Here is an 18,284-nt window from a genome sequence, read left to right on the forward strand (position 1 = left end):
CTGTAAGAATTCTTACAGGCTTTGTGCGGACGACGGGACTCGAACCCACACGTCGCAAGACACTAGATCCTAAGTCTAGCGCGGCTACCAATTACGCCACGTCCGCAAACGACGGTGCAAATATACGAGAAGTTTACAAACTATACAATTATTAAGACACAAAGTTTATCGGGTGAAAAACAAATCTTTCATCAAGAGCCTGTTATGTAAGAGATTGCCCGATCGAGTATGGTATCGTGACCTTTCGATGCCTGTTCGGAATCCATATCCATCTTAAAACCCTCGGTCGGCTCAACACCGAACTCTGTATGTTGCCGTTCTATATCATATATCGGGGAAGCCGAAAACCGAATGCTCCAACCGTTAGGAAGTTCCGACGAAAAAGGCAATCCACTACCGCCCCCCGTACAATCGCCTATGACAATAACATTTGGCAGAGCTTTCATCACCGATACAAAATTATTCCCCGCACTAAATGTACCTCGATTGGCCAATACAACGACCGGCTTTTGATAACGAATCCGGCTCGACGGAGAATATTCTATTGGATAAAGCTCAGAGAAGTCCTGATGCCCGAATCCCGTTTTATGGGAAATATAACCGACGACCGTCTTTCGGTTAATAAACCGAGACACCAAAGTCTCGACATTCGACAAAGACCCGCCGCCATTGCTGCGCACATCGATAATCAATCCCGTAGAAGTCGATAAATAGGCCAATATCTGGTCGAGGTTACCATCGCCTATGGTACTAGAAAAACTGCCGTAGTACATATATCCTACATTTTGAGGCAATATCTTATATTTTATACCACTGGTATACCGATAGTCGAAATTAAGATAATACTCATCTATTATACGTTCGTCGTAATTCGTGGGAGAACCATACAACCAATCCCAATACCGCGAGGTATCATGTGCGGCGATAAGATTCACATGGCCGTCTTTCAACTCCATGAGCATATCGTTACAGACACTGAACAACTCCTCCGATGTCATTCTCGATGTCAGCTTCTTCCGATATTTGGTTCGTATTTGCGTCCAATCTATATTCTTATACTCAAAAAAACAGTATCGTTCATCGAGAATAGTCCACAAAGCATCGAAATTACCATAAGGATCATCTTCGAACACTTCCACTTTATGGCAAGACGGAAACATGAAAACCGATAAAATCGAAACCAACAGTCCTATTTTTGAAAACCTATGCATCATATCCTATCTCCCATTAATAATAAACCGAAACTATCCGACGATCCGAAGGAGCCGCACGAAATATCTCGCCGGAAATTCCCAACACAAATGTATGAGTCAATACTTGCGTATCTATACTATTGATATGCGTCGTACGCATTACTTGACGATACCCCAGACGTAATGCCCGCTTTCCCACATGAAGATCGACCGAAATATAATTCCGCACATCGACCCGGTTATGCCATGCTCCGAAATGGACGATCCCGCTACAATTCCCTATACCGAACATCTCATAATAGGACTGTCCGAATTCAGGAGAGAAAAAAGTACCGATTACCGGTAATGAAACCTGATAGCGAAGAGTTACCGGCAATCGTGATATATAAAAATGATACGAAGCCATAGCGGTAGCACCCAAGTCGATGGCAGCTTTCGCCGTTGCCGGATTATTGGAATTACGCAAATTATACAATCCCCCCAACGTAAGTGAAGCCTCTCCACCCCCAGACACATACAGTCTATCGAGCAACTGCCATCTCCTTAACATCGCAAACGAATAGTCCAAATAAAACGATAACATAGAGCCGCTCCCCGATTGATTAGTCATCGAGGCGAATGAACCGGAAACATTGTGGCGGGTAAACCACTTTTCCGGGGCAAAACTAACCGCCCGAAGGCGTTCGTACCCCAAAGCCACATCTAATCCCCAATAACGGATAGGTGTCAAATAGGTATCCAAAGCACTTTGCCTTCCGAGTTCGACCGTAAATACAGACGTGACCGGGCGTAACGGCTTCTCCGAATCTTTTTCCTGTGCCGATACGCATAAAGGAGAAAATATCGAAAAAGTAATACCCATTAAAATGGCACGTAAAATCGCCTTACATTTCGTCATAATTAAAACAAAGTCATTTGTCCCGAAGCACTATCTTCCGGTTTATCGACATTACTATCCATAAGAGTATCCGTTTCGACACTACTGTCATCTTCAACGACAGAATCGTCTTCTTGCCTCAACGGTTCCAATTCGTTAATGGTCGCGACAGAATAATTCGTAAGCCGTTTCCCCTTCGCTTTAAAGCCTTTCACTGCGATAAATTCGGCTGCATCCACAACCATAGGTTCTCGGAAAGAGTCCCCCTCTCCGAATGCGACTTCAATACGGGGATAAGCCGTATCGGTAATCAACAACAAACGGGAATCTGGATTATCTCCCAAGAAACTTTGTTTACGGCTACCCGCTTCAAAAACAAATCGTTTCAAATAGGGATAACCTTGCGCCGCATCATACAAAGCTACTGTCCAAACTTTATCGGGATCAAATTTCTCTATCCGTAAAATATTGGGGTCATAATGATTCGTGGCATCCGATGTCGTCGTGCAAAACTCGCCATTCTCCAAAACGACAAGCACTTGATCGTCTCCATGAAATTCGCCCAAATATTCTCCTCGTCCATCATAATTCAAGCGGAGAACATCTCGATCAAACCAAACCTTGCGTCCACCCAATGTAGATCCGCCCCGTTCCTTCAAAGAAATACGATGAATCTCATTTTTAGTAAGAATATTTCCCATAGATTGACGGCCCTTAATGGCTATTTCACTGAAATCGCGGTCGACAAACAGAGTTTTCATGCGAGGCTTCGGGACAAAAGTCACCCGCAAAACCTCGGCTTCTCCATTGGGATTCGCTGTAAACCAAACGACCCTCGACCCCGGTTTGCCCTGCGTAAGATCATATTCCTTATCCCGAGTCACACCGGTCACAGCAAAACGTTTCATATAATGCAATCCCGCCTTTCCGTCCCGATAAACCGCATTGTATATCGTACGTTTATCATTCTTCTTAAATACGGCAATATGTAAAAGATTTTTCCCTACGAACATTTTCTCACTCACCTTCACTACCTTATATTTTCCATCTCGATAGAAAAGAATAATATCGTCTATATCGGAGCAGTTACAAACGAACTCGTCTTTCTTCAACGATGTACCGATGAACCCCTCTTCTTTATTGATATAGAGTTTTTCATTCGCCTCGACCACTTTGGTAGCCTCGATGGTATCGAAACTACGAACTTCTGTCAATCGGGGATAACGACTGCCGTATTTTTCTTTCAAAGAGTCGTACCACTTGATTGTATAATCGACCAAATGGTCTATATCATAATCGATTTGAGCGATTTGCTCTTTTTTAGCAGCGATCAACTCATCGGCCTTCTCTGAATTAAATTTAAGGATACGAGCCATCTTTATTTCCATCAACTTCAATATATCGTCGGAAGTCACCTCCCGGATAAAAGAAGGCTTGAACGGTTCCAAACGCTTGTCTACATGCGCGATAGCCTCGTCCATAGAACGGCTTTCCTCAAATTCCTTATCCTTATAAATGCGTTTCTCTATAAATATTTTTTCTAATGATGCAAAATGCAAAATCTCTTGCGCTTCACCCTTCTGTATAAGTAGTTCCTTATGCAGCAATTCTTTCGTGTTTTCGACACTGATACGCAACAAATCGCTCACGGTCATGAAGTGAGGTTTATCCTCATTGATGACACAACAGTTGGGTGAAATGCTCACTTCACAATCGGTAAAGGCATACAAAGCATCAATAGCCTTATCAGAAGAAGTGCCCGGTATGAGATGAACCAATATCTCGGCATGCTGGGCTGTATTATCATCGACCTTTCGTATTTTTATCTTTCCCTTGTCCTGGGCTTTAAGAATAGATTCTATCAGTGTCGATGTTGTCTTGCTATAAGGAATTTCTACGATAGAAAGCGTACGATTATCGATCTTCTCGATTTTAGCACGTACTTTCACGCTGCCGCCTCGTTCCCCATCGTTATATTTAGAGACATCTATAAATCCACCTGTCTGAAAATCGGGGTACAAATGAAACTCCTCGCCCCGCAGATAATCCACAGCCGCTTGTAATATCTCATTAAAATTATGAGGTAATATCTTCGAAGCCAACCCCACAGCGATACCCTCGACGCCCTGTGCCAACAACAAAGGGAATTTGACAGGAAGAGTCACCGGCTCTTTTTTACGACCGTCATAAGACAACTTCCATTCGGTAGTCTTCGGATTAAATACGACATCTAAGGCAAACTTGGATAAGCGAGCTTCTATATAACGAGGAGCAGCGGCAGAATCGCCCGTAAGTATATTTCCCCAATTTCCCTGACATTCTATCAACAAATCCTTTTGGCCTAACTGCACCAATGCATCACCTATGGAAGCATCGCCATGAGGGTGGAACTGCATAGTATGTCCCACAACATTGGCGACCTTGTTGAAACGCCCGTCATCGAGCAATTTCATCGCATGGAGAATACGCCTTTGTACCGGTTTCAGACCATCGGCCAAATGAGGAACCGCCCGTTCAAGTATCACGTAAGAAGCATAATCGAGAAACCAGTTCTGAAACATTCCCGAAAGTTGGAATTTAATATCCGGCTTATCCGATACGGGTACTTTGTAAGCCGAATGAGACTCCGCTGAAACTTCGGATTCAGCGGAACGATCTTGGGGCATATCTTCTTGCGGTGTCGTTATTTCGTCGCTCATAGAGTGTATTTGGATTTATAAACGGGAAAAGCACACACAAAAGTGTGACTCTTTTTAATTTTTAAATACTCGTGTAACTACATTCCCCTGCAAAAATACAAATTTAATCGAAAAAAATCATTTACTTTGTGCTCTAAAATCGTCTGATTTAAGAAAGTAATCGGCTCGAAAATAATAAAGGTAAAAACAAGATAGCAACATAACATACAAAAGAAATGGCACAGGAAGACGTTTTTAAGAAATTGGTATCCCATTGCAAAGAATATGGATTTGTATTCCCTTCAAGTGAAATATACGATGGATTGGCTGCCGTATATGACTATGGACAAATGGGTGTCGAATTGAAAAACAACATAAAAAAATATTGGTGGGACAGTATGGTCCTACTGCACGAAAACATCGTGGGTATCGACTCCGCCATCTTTATGCATCCGACTATTTGGAAAGCATCCGGGCACGTAGATGCATTCAACGATCCGTTAATCGACAACAAAGATTCTAAAAAACGTTACCGAGCAGACGTGCTTATCGAAGATTGTATCGCCAAAATGGACGAAAAAATCGAGAAGGAGGTCGAGAAAGCCGCAAAACGATTCGGAGATTCTTTCGATGAAAAACTTTTCAGAGAGACCAATCCAAGAGTTTTGGAACACAAAGCCAAACGAGATGAGCTGCACGCTCGTTATGCCCAAGCAATGAACGATGTAGATTTGAACGAATTGCGTCAAATCATACTCGATTACGAAATAGTTTGCCCCATTAGCGGGACCAAAAACTGGACCGATGTACGTCAATTCAATCTGATGTTCTCGACCGAAATGGGCTCTACCGCAGATGGTTCGATGAAAGTCTATTTACGTCCCGAAACAGCACAAGGAATCTTCGTGAACTTCCTGAATGTTCAAAAGACCGGTCGCATGCGTATTCCGTTCGGAATCGCCCAAATCGGGAAAGCGTTCCGTAACGAAATCGTAGCTCGTCAGTTTATTTTCCGCATGCGGGAATTCGAACAAATGGAAATGCAATTTTTCGTACGTCCGGGAGAGGAATTAAAATGGTTCGCCAAATGGAAAGAAACCCGTCTGAAATGGCATAAGGCTTTGGGATTGGGAGACCAAAAATACAGATTCCACGATCATGAAAAATTAGCGCACTATGCCAATGCCGCTACCGATATAGAATTTGAAATGCCTTTCGGGTTCAAGGAAGTGGAAGGTATCCATTCAAGAACAAATTTCGACTTAGGCAATCACGAAAAATTCTCCGGAAAAAAAATACAATACTTCGATCCGGAGTTAGGAGAATCCTATACACCGTACGTTATAGAAACCTCTATCGGTGTAGATCGCATGTTCCTGAGTATTATGGCTGCCGCTTATTGTGAAGAGACACTGGAAGGAGGAGATAGTCGCGTAGTGTTGCGATTACCGGCAGCGCTCGCCCCTGTAAAAGTTGCAGTAATGCCTTTGGTTCGCAAAGACGGCCTACCCGAAAAGGCACGTGAAATTATCGACAATTTGCGTTTCGATTTCAAATGTCAATACGACGAAAAGGATTCTATCGGGAAACGTTATCGCCGCCAAGATGCCATCGGCACACCGTTCTGTGTAACGGTAGACCATCAGACTCTCGAAGACAATACGGTCACCATACGTTTCCGAGATTCGATGGAACAGCAACGGGTGGCCATAGACCAGCTCCAAAACATAATTGGAGAACAGGTTAGCCTGAAAACATTATTAAAGAAAATTGTAGAATAAATTATTCCTATCCAAATATGAAATACTTCGTTCGAGCCATTTTAGCAACGATCATAGCGGCACTACTTTCTTCATGCAGTTACAACAGCATGGTCGAAGCCGATGAGAACATAAACGCCCAATGGGCAAAAGTAGAGAATCAATATCAACGTCGCGCCGATTTGGTTCCCAATTTGGTCAATACGGTTAAAGGATATGCAGCGCACGAAAGCGAAACGCTCGAAGCTGTAATCGCAGCCCGATCGAAAGCGACCCAAATTACCGTAGATCCGGCGAACTTGACAGAAGAGAATTTACAAAAATACCAAGAAGCACAGGGGGAATTGTCGAGTGCTTTGGGAAAATTGTTGGCAATCACCGAGAACTATCCCGATTTGAAGGCCAATCAAAATTTCTTGGAATTACAAGCTCAGCTCGAAGGAACTGAAAACCGCATTGCGACAGAACGCTCTCGCTACACGGACGCAGTGAATGCCTATAACAAAAAAATCCGTAAATTCCCTGCTTTGATTACGGCAAAGATTTTCGGATTCGACGCAAAACCTCAATTCAAAGCCGAAGCGAGTGCTGCGCAAGCTCCCACCGTGGAATTTTAATGAATAGCAATATACAATGAAAAAGTTACCTATTTTTTTACTTATCTGCCTTTTGATAGGCATTGTCGCCTGCAAGGAGACAGAAGACTATTGGACGCAGTACGAGCAATGGCGAGAGACCAACGAATCATGGTTCATCGAACAACTTGGAGCCAAAGATGAAAAAGGAAATCCCATTTACACCAAAGTAGTCCCAAGCTGGGACCACAGTATTTATGTATTGATGAAATACTACAACGATACGAGCCTCAACCGAGATGCCCAATCGCCTTACCAAACCAGTACGGTAGATGTGATATACAAGGGTATGTTGTATGACGGAACTCCTTTCGATTCTTCTTATCTGAGAACCGACAGTATTTATCGTACACAGGTAAAACAAAACATCAAAGGTTGGATCATAGCTCTCGAACAAATGAAGGTGGGAGACAGTTGCCGTGTGATTATTCCTCAAACATTAGGATACGGAGCTCAATATATGTCGTCTCTGATCCTTCCCTACACGACTTTGGTATTCGACATGAAATTAGTCGATATTCCCGGGTTAGATAAACCGGTGACCGAATAAAAGCATTCTCTTTCCTATTATTATAAATGAGACGGCTGTTTTTCTAACAGCCGTCTCATTTTACAATATGGTTCAAGATAAAAAATCGAGGCCACTTTCCCTCTGCTCTCTTTTCACTATCTTTGTAGAATATAGGATACGGTTCGGCAGAGTCAAGTCGGAAATGTAAATTCCGCTTGCCTTTGCACTCACCTTTCACTATATTTGAGTTGAAGCTCGAAGATACTTTCGCTCGGCTGAATAAAATTAAAGCGAGCTTTGTTTTGCTCCGCTCTCGCTTATTCGTATATTTGTAGGACATAGGAACAGTTCAGTAGAGCCAAGCCGGAAATGTAAATTTCGCTTGCCTTTGCACTCACCTTTCGCTATATTTGTATGTAAATATGAAAATAAGCTGCACATCGCCAGAATTTCTTTTCTCGAATTGCACTATTTTTGTAAAGCAAATGTAACACAAAGGAAACATGAATGACGTTTCTTTGTTTCAATAAATAGGAATCTTCATACTTTTAAAAATCTACGAAAATGATATACATCGAAAAAGAACTCGACGATCTGAAAAAAGAAGTCCTCGAAATGTGGGACTTGGTTAATTCTCAGCTGAACCGTGCAGGAGAAGCCCTTTTGTCTATGGACAAAGAGCTGGCGCACGAGGTAACCTACCGGGAAAAAAGAGTGAACGCATTCGAGCTGAAAATAGACAGCGATTGCGAAGACATCATCGGATTATACAACCCCGTAGCTTTGGATTTGCGCTTTACATTGGCCATGATGAAGACAAGCAATAACCTCGAACGCATAGCAGACTTTTGCGATGGAATAGCCCGATTCGTTATCGACTATCCCGAAGTAAACATTGAATCGGAACTATTCGAAAAAACGGGTATTAAAGAAATGCTCGACATTGTCAAAGCCATGATGTTGCAAGCCGAAAATGCTCTTATCGAAGAAAAATCGTCCGAAGCGATAGCCGTCTTCAACAAAGACAACCGGGTGGACGAACTGAATCACGCCGCAGTCCCCATCATCGCCGAATATTTACAACAGTTCCCCGAAAGAGCCATAGAGTGCCTTAATCTCATCAGCATTATCCGACGACTCGAACGCATTGGCGACCACTGCAACAATATAGCCGAAGAAATCGTATTTTACTTGGACGCAAAAATATTGAAGCACGCCGGAAAACGTTCTTAATCACATTACGGGAAGGAGAAAGGTCTGACAAAATAAAATGTTTTTATCATCTTTTACAGTAAAAAAGCGGGTTACTGTCAGAAGAAAATAATATCTTTGTTTAGGTAAAAACAGAGACGTAATTTTTTTGTTAGCCGACAAGGTAATGACAGCCGTTTCTTTTACCAGAAGCCACAAGAAACTTCGAGAACATAATTAAAAAGATGAAACATTTTATCATAGCTATCATACTTTTCTTCGGTATCTCCTCCATGCATATCTATTCTGCTGAGACAGCCACAGTAGAAATTCCCGATATGGAGAAAATAGAAAATGCCGTCCGAGATAGCCGCTCGCCCTATTATTATCCCGACCTAATGAAAAAATACCTCGGCAACGACACGACAATGACGTTGCAGGATTTCAGACATTTATACTTGGGATATGCCAGCCAAGAAGATTACAATCCCTATCGCACAGTCGAGATTCCCGAAAGGATAGAAAAACTTTATGCTCAGACCGTTCATACCGAATCGGAATGTGATTCGCTTATCCAATACGCGCGAATCGCCTTATCCGATATACCTTTCGATTTACGACAAATAAATTTCTTGATCTACGGACTTCGACAAAAAGGAGAGACAGAAGAAGCCAACCTATGGGAATACCGACTGAAAGGTATCATACAAGCCATACTTTCGACCGGCGACGGAAAAGCGCCCGAAACAGCTTGGTTTGTCATTTATCCTGCCGACGAATATAATATCGTAAATCGACAAGGATTTACCGCTACGGAATTTACATTCGTCGAGCCTTATTTCGATTACATATCGATAGAGAAGAACCCTCTTAAAATCGAAGGGTTCTATTTCAATGTAAAAAAACTGCTCAAAGAATACAACCGTAAATTCTACGAGCGTTAATCTAACCCTATTCGAATTATACTAATCATTTAATCATATAAAACCATTATGGAAATAAAACCCGGTAAATTTGTAGTTCTGACCTACGACCTGTACGCAGGCGCAGGCGAACCGGAAGAAACATTAATGATGCGCGCTACCGACGAAATGCCCGACCAATTCGTGTTCGGAGTGGACCAAAATATTCTTCCTTCCATGTTAAAACGGCTCGAAGGATTAAAACAAGGCGACAAATTCGATTTTGTACTTTCTTGTGAAGAGGCCTTCGGAGAACGCAACGAAGAACACGTCATGGAGTTAGACAAGGAGATTTTCATGGTAGACGGAAAATTTGACGACCAAACCGTATTCGAAGGAAATACCGTGCCGATGATGACATCGGAGGGCTACCGTATAAACGGCTCCGTACTAAAAGTTACAGACGACAAAGTTTTGATGGATTTCAATCACCCGTTAGCCGGTGAAAATCTGCATTACGTAGGTACGGTCAAGCTCGTACGCGATGCCACGGAAGAGGAACTTCACCCCCGCCATAGTTGCGGTTGTGGTTGCGGTCACGATCATGGCAGTTGCGGTGACGGCTGTGGAGATTGCTGCGACGGTTGTCATTAAATAAAAACAAACAGACACATAAGAGCGAGGGCGGGTGCATGGCTGCGACCCGCCCTCATCGTTTCCTACTAATAAGCTAATATCCGATTATCAACATAACCCCGACAGCGATTATCACAGAAAACAGGAGATAAAGGACCGAAGCCCACAGTGTGCGCCCCAACGTTTTCCAAAACTTATCGGGGAAAAACGAATACGCCGCCCAATAAGTGGGGAGCAAGCAAAGAACCATCGAAGTCCACCCATACACCGTATAATACGAGGCGTCCAACACCCACCCGATAGGCGTTAACACCAACGAAAGCAAAATATACAACACCGACAGGTAACAACAACCCAGCAGATACTCTACCCAATTGTACCGCGCAGCACCGGCCTTGCGGAAGGCAATCTTGACAGCCAACACCATGAACGGAACCGTGACGATAGTGAGTAAAGTATAGTGCTCGACAATCCAATTGTGAGTAGCCGATCCCTCGATAGTCGAAATAGTCCCGGCCCCACCCTCGATATGTCCGAAGAAAAGAAGGATTACACACCATACCGCCAGTAACGGGATAGGAGCCATATAGCCTTTGCGACGTCCGGCGAAGTAATCACTTATCAGCCGATCGGGGTGGACGACCAACGTGCGCGTTGTCTTAACAAAGGTATTGTCGACATGAAAAATACCATGCAGAATATTGTCCCACACACTCCTCCAAGTCAATCGCTCCACCGTGGATTTTTGACCGCAATGGTTACAAAAGTTACCTTCAAATTCGGTTCCGCAGTTTTTGCAAATCATCTCCTTCTCGTCATTAAAAATCGGGAGACAAAGATACATCGTCACGCACTTCTCGCCAACAAACAACAGCCCGAATTTTCAAAAATAGTTCGTCGGGCGGTGTGGCCGGCGGTTACAGGCCAACCGGATATCGCTCTTCACGGCCGACATCGCCCCCTTGTATTGCAACTGACGGCGAGCGCTCTCTTCGGGTTGTTTCGTAGCAAACCATTGATTCAAAACATGATGTACTATCGCCCGTTCGAGCTGATGACAAATTGATTCATCGAGCGCCAACGGGCGTTGCCGAGACAAAAGAACGGCAAAAACAAGTGCTGTTTCGGTGGAAACAGACTCATCGGATAAATAGGCAGACAAAGACCGCATCATTTCGTCTCGGGCATCGGCAAGCCAACGGGAAAGAAATGGTTTATCATCTTCGGAAAAAATTATAGAACGACTCCACCCCGACTTCAAATCAGACTGTCCCACTAAACTTTTTGCCACATAGGAACTTTCGGCAATCAACTCACGCAATATCTGTTCTTCTGAGAATGAAAATACGACTGTCTCAAACTCAAACGGATTTTCTACATTTCTTATCTTTTTCATTTCCTTCTTATGATATAAAAAAACAATATGACAATAAAAATCATTAAGACACACCCCGACACTCTATGAGTGTCCATTTCCTTTGAACTACGATGGTTCTGTTCCTTCTCCGAACGAGATTGTAAGGCAGCTGTCTCGTTTAACGAATCAGAAACGGCAGTCTCGTTCCGAGCGACAACTTTTTTCGATTGTTTCAAACGAGTAATCGAAATGGAAGGATTGACAGTTTTGTCCTGCATGGAATCGAATACATCTACATGTGTCCATTCCCATTCGGTAAGCCCCGACCATTCATTCCGACACAGCGAATCAATGACGACATGTAAATCGCGATCAATAGAATGCACGCGATTTTCCCGAGCCTCACCGATTGTCTGACGAGACGTATGACAAGCCCAAACAAAAACCGGAAAAACAATACACAAAATATAAGGAAACCTTTTCACGATACACCTCCTTTTTGCATACGGTAAATTGTCAACAGAGCCGACCGCTCGGACAAATAAAAACGAGGAGCTCGTTTTTCAGCCAATATCGTACAAAGCGCATCGTTAAACGGGACTTGGGGACGTCGCCTCAAATAGCTCGCCAACATATTGGCCAAATCGTTGTACATCTCTGTTCTTGTCGATGACACACATCGAGGTGAATAGCCTTTGAAAATTCGTTTCACATTCCGCCTCGCTTCCTCATAACTGATATAGAAACGAGGAGCTATGGAATAAACCACACGCCTGACAATCTGCTCCCGGGGAACATTCACGGCCATTTTTCCCAATGATTTAAGGGCTTCGTTGTATGCCCTAAACAAATCTCGGTCTCTTTCTTCCTTGTAATATAGTTCCATATAATTCTTATTACAAGAAGAGATACAAAAACATGACTTTCTCAAAAGCCACTACGAAACGGGTAACACAAATATATATCCAAATTGGTATAAATACAAATATTTATGGTTATTTTACCACAATATTATATTTTTTTATTTTTTCAGATGTTAATTTAGAGACGAGATGGAGTAGAAAATATGTATTTTTGAGGTGATAAACCAAATAATAAAATGAATTTCAGAACGGCCATAGATTTTCCCGGTAATCCCGGATATATCGACCATCGGCAACAAATTTTGTTGCTGGGATCGTGCTTTGCCGAAAACATAGGCTTATGGCTGCAACAGCGTAAATTCAATGTTGATATAAATCCATTCGGCACATTATACAATCCCCTTTCCATTGCCCAAAGCTGGGAACGAATCGTCGAGGGGAAAGCGATTATTGAAAACGAACTTTTCGCTTTCAATAATCTATGGCACAGTTACGATCACCATTCCCGATTCTCGGGGTGCGACAAAAAGGCCACATTATCGCTCATGAACCGCCGAATCGAAAAGATTCACCGCCAAGTGCCGAATATCGACCGAATAATCATCACATGGGGAACCGCTTATGTATTCCGATTAAAAGAGACGGGTAAAGTTGTCGCCAACTGCCACAAACAACCGGCCTCGATATTCGACCGAGTGCTGTTATCGGTCGATGAAATAGTTTCCCGATGGAGAGACATCATAAAACATATCGAAGACAATCTACCTCAATGTCGTATATTGTTCACCGTGAGTCCCATACGCCACCTTAGCGATGGAGCACACGGCAACCAAATAAGCAAATCGACACTGCTACTGGCAATAAACCGATTGCAACAAGAGTTCGGGATTTGCGATTACTTTCCTTCTTATGAAATCATGATGGACGATCTGAGGGATTATCGTTTCTACGATACCGACATGACGCACCCCTCGAAATCGGCGATCGCTTATATAACCGAAATATTGGAGGAAGCATACCTTTCTCCCGAAAGCAAAGAAATAGCCTCTCAATGGTACAAGATACAAAGAGCTTTGGAGCATCGCCCCCTGATGCCCGATAAAGACGAGTACACTATTTTTTTACAACATACGCTCGACAAGGTCATGAGATTTCAACAAATGTATCCTTACATAAACGTATCGAACGAAATTACAGAATTAAACACAAGAATCAGTCAAATATGAATTACACGATTACCGAAATAGCAACTATCGTCAAGGCACAAAAAAGAGCCTACAAAGACTATACTATCACGGCTCTATTAACCGACAGCCGTTCTCTCACGTTTCCCGAGGAGACTTTGTTTTTCGCATTGGTTACCGAACGAAACGACGGCCACCGTTACATCAAAGATCTCTACCGAAAAGGAGTACGAAATTTCGTGGTAGAACATCGGGTAGCCGATGAAGAGCTTATGCCCGAAGCAAATTTCATCATCGTAAAAAACACATTAGATGCCTTGCAACAATTAGCTGCGGCACATCGAAAAAAATTCGATATACCGGTAATCGGTGTTACGGGAAGCAACGGAAAGACCACAGTCAAAGAGTGGCTTTATCAACTTCTCCAACCAGACTACAATACGGTGCGCTCTCCCCGCAGTTACAACTCTCAAATAGGAGTCCCGTTATCGGTATGGCAAATCGGGTCGAAAACCGAGATGGCTATTTTTGAAGCCGGAATTTCTCAACCCGATGAAATGATTCATTTGGAAGAAATCATCAAACCGACGCTCGGTTTGATAACCAATATCGGAGAAGCCCACCAAGAGGGATTCCAAACCATACAGCAGAAATGCATCGAAAAACTCACTTTGTTGAAAGCCTGTGATTGCATTATTTACGATGGAGACAACGAACTTATCTGCGAATGCGTGGAGAAACTCTGCTTCGGGTGTCGAGAAATTGCTTGGTCCAGAAAAGACCGGGACAAACCGCTGTACATCTCCAAAATAATCAAAGGCAACGATTCTACAAAAATAGAATATACTTACTTGCAATACCACAGTTATATTACTATCCCATTCGTAGAAGATGCTTCCATCGAAAATGCGATTCATTGTCTGGCAGTCATGCTTTACTACAACCGACCGCCCGAAGCGATAACCGACCGCATGAAGCGTTTGACTCCGGTAGCCATGCGTATGGAAGTCAAAGAAGGGATAAACAATTGCCTAATTATAAACGACAGCTATAACTCGGATATCAATTCACTCACCATAGCCCTCGACTTTCAAAATCGAAGGGCAGCAGCCAAAGGTATGCGCCGCACGCTTATACTGTCGGACATTTACCAGACGGGGCTACCCCCGGCCAGCCTATACCGGAAAGTCGCCGATATCATATTGCACAAAGGAATAGAACGCCTCATCGGGATAGGCCCGGTAATCTCGGATAACGCTTACCTTTTCAATCTCGAAAAAGAATTTTATCCGACAACCGAAAGTTTCCTTGCACAACTTGACCCGGCCGACTTTCATAATGAACTGATTCTAATCAAAGGTGCGCGAGAATTCCATTTCGAGCTCATATCCGAAACCTTAGAACTGAAACAGCATGAAACCATACTGGAAATAAATCTCGACGCCATCGTCCACAATTACAACCTATTCAAATCGAAATTACGTCCCGAAACAAAAATCATCTGTATGGTAAAGGCTTTCGGCTACGGAGCCGGTTCTTATGAATTAGCAAAGACCTTACAGGACAGAGGAGCCGATTTCCTTGCAGTAGCCGTTGCCGACGAAGGAGCCGAATTGCGAAAAGCGGGAATAACCATGCCCATCTTGGTGATGAATCCCGAAATGAGCAGTTTCAGAACACTGTTCAGCTATTATCTCGAACCCGAAATATATAGTTTCGAACTGCTGAGAGCGATTATCGCAGAAGGGGAAAAATTAGGTTTAGCGGGCTATCCCGTACACATAAAAATAGATTCAGGCATGCATCGGCTCGGATTCGAAGAAAAGAATATGGAACAAGTCGTGGAAATTCTCAACGACCAAACCGTCGTCATCGCCCGTTCGGTCTTTTCTCATTTCGCAGGAAGCGACGAAAAAAGATTCGACGATTATTCTCATCGTCAAATCGAAACATTCTCCCGTTGTGCCGACTACCTACAACAACACTCCAAGCATAAAATACTGCGACACATACTAAACACGGCGGGAATATTACGCTTCCCCGAATACCAAATGGATATGGTAAGGCTGGGTATAGGATTATACGGAGTCTCCCCTATCGACACACCTTGCGGGCTGGAAACAGTCAGCACATTGAAAACAACTATCCTTCAAATCAAGACACTGTCTGCCGGAGAAACCATAGGGTACGGAAGAAAAGGTGTATTATCTCGCGATTCCCGCATAGCGGCAATTCCCATAGGATATGCCGACGGACTCGACCGCCATCTGGGAAATGGAAAAGGGTGTGTCGTTGTAAACGGAAAACGAGCTGCCATCGTAGGCAATATTTGTATGGACGTATGCATGATCGATGTAACCGATATAGATTGTAAACCGGGTGACCGAGTTGAAATATTCGGAGAACAACTGCCCGTCACCGAAATCGCAGAAAAACTCGATACAATCCCTTATGAAATTCTCACTTCGGTTTCTACCCGGGTGAAGCGAATCTATTACAGAGAATAAATACAGGCGTCTTAGGAAATTATTATACATTCCTTTTTTACAAAATTCCAATCGTTCAAAAAAACAATTTTTCTTTTGCCGATTCAAAAAAATAGAGGCCCTTCGGGGCCTCTATAAACTGAGATAATACTCTCTCATTTTTTAATTTCAATTTCTTCTTTCAGGTCAATTTCATTTCTCTCGGCATCATAAAATTTATATTCGAGATAAGCGAGAGACTGATTAGGAATTACTTTCAGCTGAAAAGTGTATTTACAACGCCACTTCATCTTCAAAGAAAATACACCTTGATTGACATATGCAGCTACAAAAGGATGTACGTGTAATGTGAATTTCTTTATTTTCAACTTATACACCAGATAATGAATCTTCGACTCCAACAGATCGGTAAAAAGTAAGGAAGGAGGAATAGTACCTTTACCATGACAAGTCGGGCAATCTTCACTGGTAATAATATCGAGTGCCGGCCGCACCCGCTGGCGGGTAATCTGCATCAATCCGAATTTACTCAACGGCAAAATATTGTGCCTTGCCCTATCATTAGCCATCAGCTCACGCATGCGGTCATATAGTTTCTGACGGTTCTCGGCTTCGTCCATATCGATGAAATCGATCACGATAATACCGCCCATATCGCGCAACCTCAGTTGCCGTGCTATTTCTTCGGCGGCATTCATATTTACATCAAGGGCATTGCTCTCCTGATCGGAAGAAGCCTTCGAACGATTTCCGCTATTTACATCGATAACATGCAGAGCCTCTGTATGTTCGATAATGACATACGCTCCACTTTTAAAAGAAACGGTTTTTCCTAATGAAGATTTTATTTGCTTGGTAATAGCGAAATTATCAAAAATAGGCAACTCCCCATCGTAAAGTTTAACTATATCTTTTCGATCGGGAGAAATAAGACTCACATAGTTGTATATTTGGTTATATGTCTCCTTATCGTTTACATAAATATTTTCGAAAGAAGGGCTAAATATATCACGCAGTATCCCTACGGTTCTACCCGTTTCCTCATAAACGAGCGACGGAAGCTGAGCCTTTTGCAACTTCACTAACATATCTTCCCAACACCTTACCAACGTTTTAAGTTCGTTATTCAACTCTGCGACCCGTTTCCCTTCGGCAACAGTTCTGACAATCACACCGAAATTGCGGGGTTTAATACTTTGTATGAGCTGCCTAAGGCGCAATTTTTCCTCGTTCGATTTAATCTTTTGCGATACAGATACTTTATCTGAAAAAGGGATTAACACTAAAAAACGACCGGCAAAAGAAATCTCTGCCGTAAGGCGAGGTCCCTTAGACGAAATAGGTTCCTTAGCAATTTGAACCAACACTTCTTGACCCACCTTCAAAGCATCGTTAATCGTACCGTCTTTTTCAATATCGGGCAATAAATCAAATTTAGAAAGAGACAACACTCGTTTGCGATCGGCAAGCGACTGTTTAAGAAACTTTGCACTCGAATTATATTGTGTACCTAAATCGAGATAGTGCAAGAAAGCATCCTTTTCGTAACCTACATCAACAAATGCAGCATTAAGTCCCGGCATCAGCTTTTTGACCCGTCCCAAATAGATATCGCCCACAGAAAACGATATGTTCCGAGCCTCTTTCTGAAGCTCCACCAATCGATTATTCTCGAGCAATGCAATAGAAATCTCTTTGGGTTGTACGTCTACTACAAGTTCGCTGGACATAAATTGTTATTTAGATTACTGATATTCACGCAGCATGTCGGCCTTCTTAAAAAGAACAGGCATCCTGCCAAAAGAGTTTTTAATACTAACCATTTGTTATACAAAATGGTTTCGATAAAGCAGAAAGAACAAATCTAATGACTAAATCGCATTAAATTTGTTCTTCGTGTTCTGTCATTCATTGAGCCGACAGACATTATTTCTTCTTATGTCTGTTTTTTCTCAATCTTTTTTTGCGTTTGTGAGTAGCCATCTTATGGCCTTTTCTTTTTTTTCCACTC

16 protein-coding genes and 1 tRNA gene are annotated in these 18,284 nt (G+C 42.8%); 8 read left to right on the plus strand and 9 right to left on the minus strand.

All coding sequences use genetic code 11. The annotated features are described in order from the left end of the window. Positions 1-24 precede the first annotated feature (24 nt). From QVD32_RS06210 to QVD32_RS06225, 4 genes are all read right to left on the minus strand, one after another. A tRNA-Leu gene (locus QVD32_RS06210) sits at positions 25-106 on the minus strand. A gap of 85 nt (positions 107-191) precedes the next feature. After that, a complete protein-coding gene (locus tag QVD32_RS06215; protein WP_008861082.1) occupies positions 192-1,214 on the minus strand; it encodes a S41 family peptidase in 1,023 nt (340 codons plus the stop codon). Between the two features lie 13 nt (positions 1,215-1,227). Further along, complete coding sequence (locus QVD32_RS06220; protein WP_021891008.1) at positions 1,228-2,091, minus strand: DUF3316 domain-containing protein; 864 nt, start codon at positions 2,089-2,091, stop codon at positions 1,228-1,230. A 2-nt stretch (positions 2,092-2,093) separates the two neighbouring features. Beyond that, on the minus strand, positions 2,094-4,736 hold the full coding sequence (locus QVD32_RS06225; protein WP_373134745.1) for a DNA gyrase/topoisomerase IV subunit A: 2,643 nt from the start codon (positions 4,734-4,736) through the stop codon (positions 2,094-2,096). A 248-nt stretch (positions 4,737-4,984) separates the two neighbouring features. On the opposite strand from QVD32_RS06225, the gene QVD32_RS06230 reads away from it, so the two are divergent. The 6 genes from QVD32_RS06230 (at position 4,985) to QVD32_RS06255 (ending at position 10,401) form a co-directional block, all read left to right on the plus strand. Then, positions 4,985-6,529 carry a glycine--tRNA ligase gene (locus QVD32_RS06230; RefSeq protein ID WP_008861085.1) on the plus strand — a complete coding sequence of 515 codons (1,545 nt, stop codon included), beginning with the start codon at positions 4,985-4,987 and terminating at the stop codon, positions 6,527-6,529. A 17-nt stretch (positions 6,530-6,546) separates the two neighbouring features. Next, positions 6,547-7,125 carry a LemA family protein gene (locus QVD32_RS06235; protein WP_008861086.1) on the plus strand — a complete coding sequence of 193 codons (579 nt, stop codon included), beginning with the start codon at positions 6,547-6,549 and terminating at the stop codon, positions 7,123-7,125. 16 nt (positions 7,126-7,141) lie between these two features. Next, positions 7,142-7,693, plus strand: coding sequence for a BamJ family beta-barrel-assembly machinery protein (gene bamJ / locus QVD32_RS06240; protein ID WP_008861087.1), 552 nt, complete (start codon positions 7,142-7,144; stop codon positions 7,691-7,693). Between the two features lie 525 nt (positions 7,694-8,218). After that, on the plus strand, positions 8,219-8,887 hold the full coding sequence (gene phoU / locus QVD32_RS06245; protein WP_021891878.1) for a phosphate signaling complex protein PhoU: 669 nt from the start codon (positions 8,219-8,221) through the stop codon (positions 8,885-8,887). A 203-nt stretch (positions 8,888-9,090) separates the two neighbouring features. Beyond that, complete coding sequence (locus QVD32_RS06250; protein ID WP_021891879.1) at positions 9,091-9,789, plus strand: DUF4919 domain-containing protein; 699 nt, start codon at positions 9,091-9,093, stop codon at positions 9,787-9,789. A gap of 48 nt (positions 9,790-9,837) precedes the next feature. Then, a complete protein-coding gene (locus QVD32_RS06255; RefSeq protein WP_021891880.1) occupies positions 9,838-10,401 on the plus strand; it encodes an FKBP-type peptidyl-prolyl cis-trans isomerase in 564 nt (187 codons plus the stop codon). A gap of 76 nt (positions 10,402-10,477) precedes the next feature. Here the strand turns inward: QVD32_RS06255 and QVD32_RS06260 are convergent, their stop codons facing one another. The 4 genes from QVD32_RS06260 to QVD32_RS06275 all read right to left on the minus strand — a co-directional run bounded on the left by QVD32_RS06260 (position 10,478) and on the right by QVD32_RS06275 (position 12,626). Then, positions 10,478-11,188 carry a DUF3667 domain-containing protein gene (locus QVD32_RS06260; RefSeq protein ID WP_021891881.1) on the minus strand — a complete coding sequence of 237 codons (711 nt, stop codon included), beginning with the start codon at positions 11,186-11,188 and terminating at the stop codon, positions 10,478-10,480. 78 nt (positions 11,189-11,266) lie between these two features. Next, positions 11,267-11,779, minus strand: a complete 513-nt coding sequence (locus tag QVD32_RS06265; RefSeq protein ID WP_021891882.1) for a hypothetical protein — start codon at positions 11,777-11,779, stop codon at positions 11,267-11,269. Continuing rightward, a complete protein-coding gene (locus tag QVD32_RS06270; RefSeq protein WP_021891883.1) occupies positions 11,776-12,225 on the minus strand; it encodes a hypothetical protein in 450 nt (149 codons plus the stop codon). Before QVD32_RS06270 ends, QVD32_RS06265 begins: the two co-directional genes overlap by 4 nt. Next, a complete protein-coding gene (locus QVD32_RS06275) occupies positions 12,222-12,626 on the minus strand; it encodes a hypothetical protein (protein WP_021891884.1) in 405 nt (134 codons plus the stop codon). Before QVD32_RS06275 ends, QVD32_RS06270 begins: the two co-directional genes overlap by 4 nt. Before the next feature lie 213 nt (positions 12,627-12,839). On the opposite strand from QVD32_RS06275, the gene QVD32_RS06280 reads away from it, so the two are divergent. Together QVD32_RS06280 and QVD32_RS06285 are read left to right on the plus strand one after the other, a co-directional pair. Beyond that, positions 12,840-13,829: a GSCFA domain-containing protein gene (locus tag QVD32_RS06280; RefSeq protein ID WP_021891885.1), complete on the plus strand. Its 990-nt coding sequence runs from the start codon at positions 12,840-12,842 to the stop codon at positions 13,827-13,829. After that, complete coding sequence (locus QVD32_RS06285) at positions 13,826-16,294, plus strand: bifunctional UDP-N-acetylmuramoyl-tripeptide:D-alanyl-D-alanine ligase/alanine racemase (protein ID WP_021891886.1); 2,469 nt, start codon at positions 13,826-13,828, stop codon at positions 16,292-16,294. The genes QVD32_RS06280 and QVD32_RS06285 overlap by 4 nt, the downstream gene beginning before the upstream one ends. A 134-nt stretch (positions 16,295-16,428) precedes the next feature. Here QVD32_RS06285 and QVD32_RS06290 read toward each other — a convergent pair whose 3' ends face one another. Then, positions 16,429-18,003, minus strand: a complete 1,575-nt coding sequence (locus QVD32_RS06290; RefSeq protein ID WP_008861097.1) for an Rne/Rng family ribonuclease — start codon at positions 18,001-18,003, stop codon at positions 16,429-16,431. Positions 18,004-18,284: the final 281 nt, after the last annotated feature.

Source organism: Barnesiella sp., assembly GCF_022723415.1.
In the GTDB taxonomy this organism is placed as follows: domain Bacteria; phylum Bacteroidota; class Bacteroidia; order Bacteroidales; family Barnesiellaceae; genus Barnesiella; species Barnesiella intestinihominis.

Coding starts and splice junctions, on each gene's coding strand:
- QVD32_RS06235 (WP_008861086.1), top strand. CDS start 6,547: ATGAAATACTTCGTTCGAGCCATTTTAGCAACGATCATAGCGGCACTA.
- QVD32_RS06225 (WP_373134745.1), bottom strand. CDS start 4,736: ATGCCCCAAGATCGTTCCGCTGAATCCGAAGTTTCAGCGGAGTCTCAT.
- phoU (WP_021891878.1), top strand. CDS start 8,219: ATGATATACATCGAAAAAGAACTCGACGATCTGAAAAAAGAAGTCCTC.
- QVD32_RS06230 (WP_008861085.1), top strand. CDS start 4,985: ATGGCACAGGAAGACGTTTTTAAGAAATTGGTATCCCATTGCAAAGAA.
- QVD32_RS06290 (WP_008861097.1), bottom strand. CDS start 18,003: ATGTCCAGCGAACTTGTAGTAGACGTACAACCCAAAGAGATTTCTATT.
- QVD32_RS06220 (WP_021891008.1), bottom strand. CDS start 2,091: ATGACGAAATGTAAGGCGATTTTACGTGCCATTTTAATGGGTATTACT.
- QVD32_RS06275 (WP_021891884.1), bottom strand. CDS start 12,626: ATGGAACTATATTACAAGGAAGAAAGAGACCGAGATTTGTTTAGGGCA.
- bamJ (WP_008861087.1), top strand. CDS start 7,142: ATGAAAAAGTTACCTATTTTTTTACTTATCTGCCTTTTGATAGGCATT.
- QVD32_RS06285 (WP_021891886.1), top strand. CDS start 13,826: ATGAATTACACGATTACCGAAATAGCAACTATCGTCAAGGCACAAAAA.
- QVD32_RS06215 (WP_008861082.1), bottom strand. CDS start 1,214: ATGATGCATAGGTTTTCAAAAATAGGACTGTTGGTTTCGATTTTATCG.
- QVD32_RS06255 (WP_021891880.1), top strand. CDS start 9,838: ATGGAAATAAAACCCGGTAAATTTGTAGTTCTGACCTACGACCTGTAC.
- QVD32_RS06280 (WP_021891885.1), top strand. CDS start 12,840: ATGAATTTCAGAACGGCCATAGATTTTCCCGGTAATCCCGGATATATC.
- QVD32_RS06260 (WP_021891881.1), bottom strand. CDS start 11,188: ATGATTTGCAAAAACTGCGGAACCGAATTTGAAGGTAACTTTTGTAAC.
- QVD32_RS06250 (WP_021891879.1), top strand. CDS start 9,091: ATGAAACATTTTATCATAGCTATCATACTTTTCTTCGGTATCTCCTCC.
- QVD32_RS06265 (WP_021891882.1), bottom strand. CDS start 11,779: ATGAAAAAGATAAGAAATGTAGAAAATCCGTTTGAGTTTGAGACAGTC.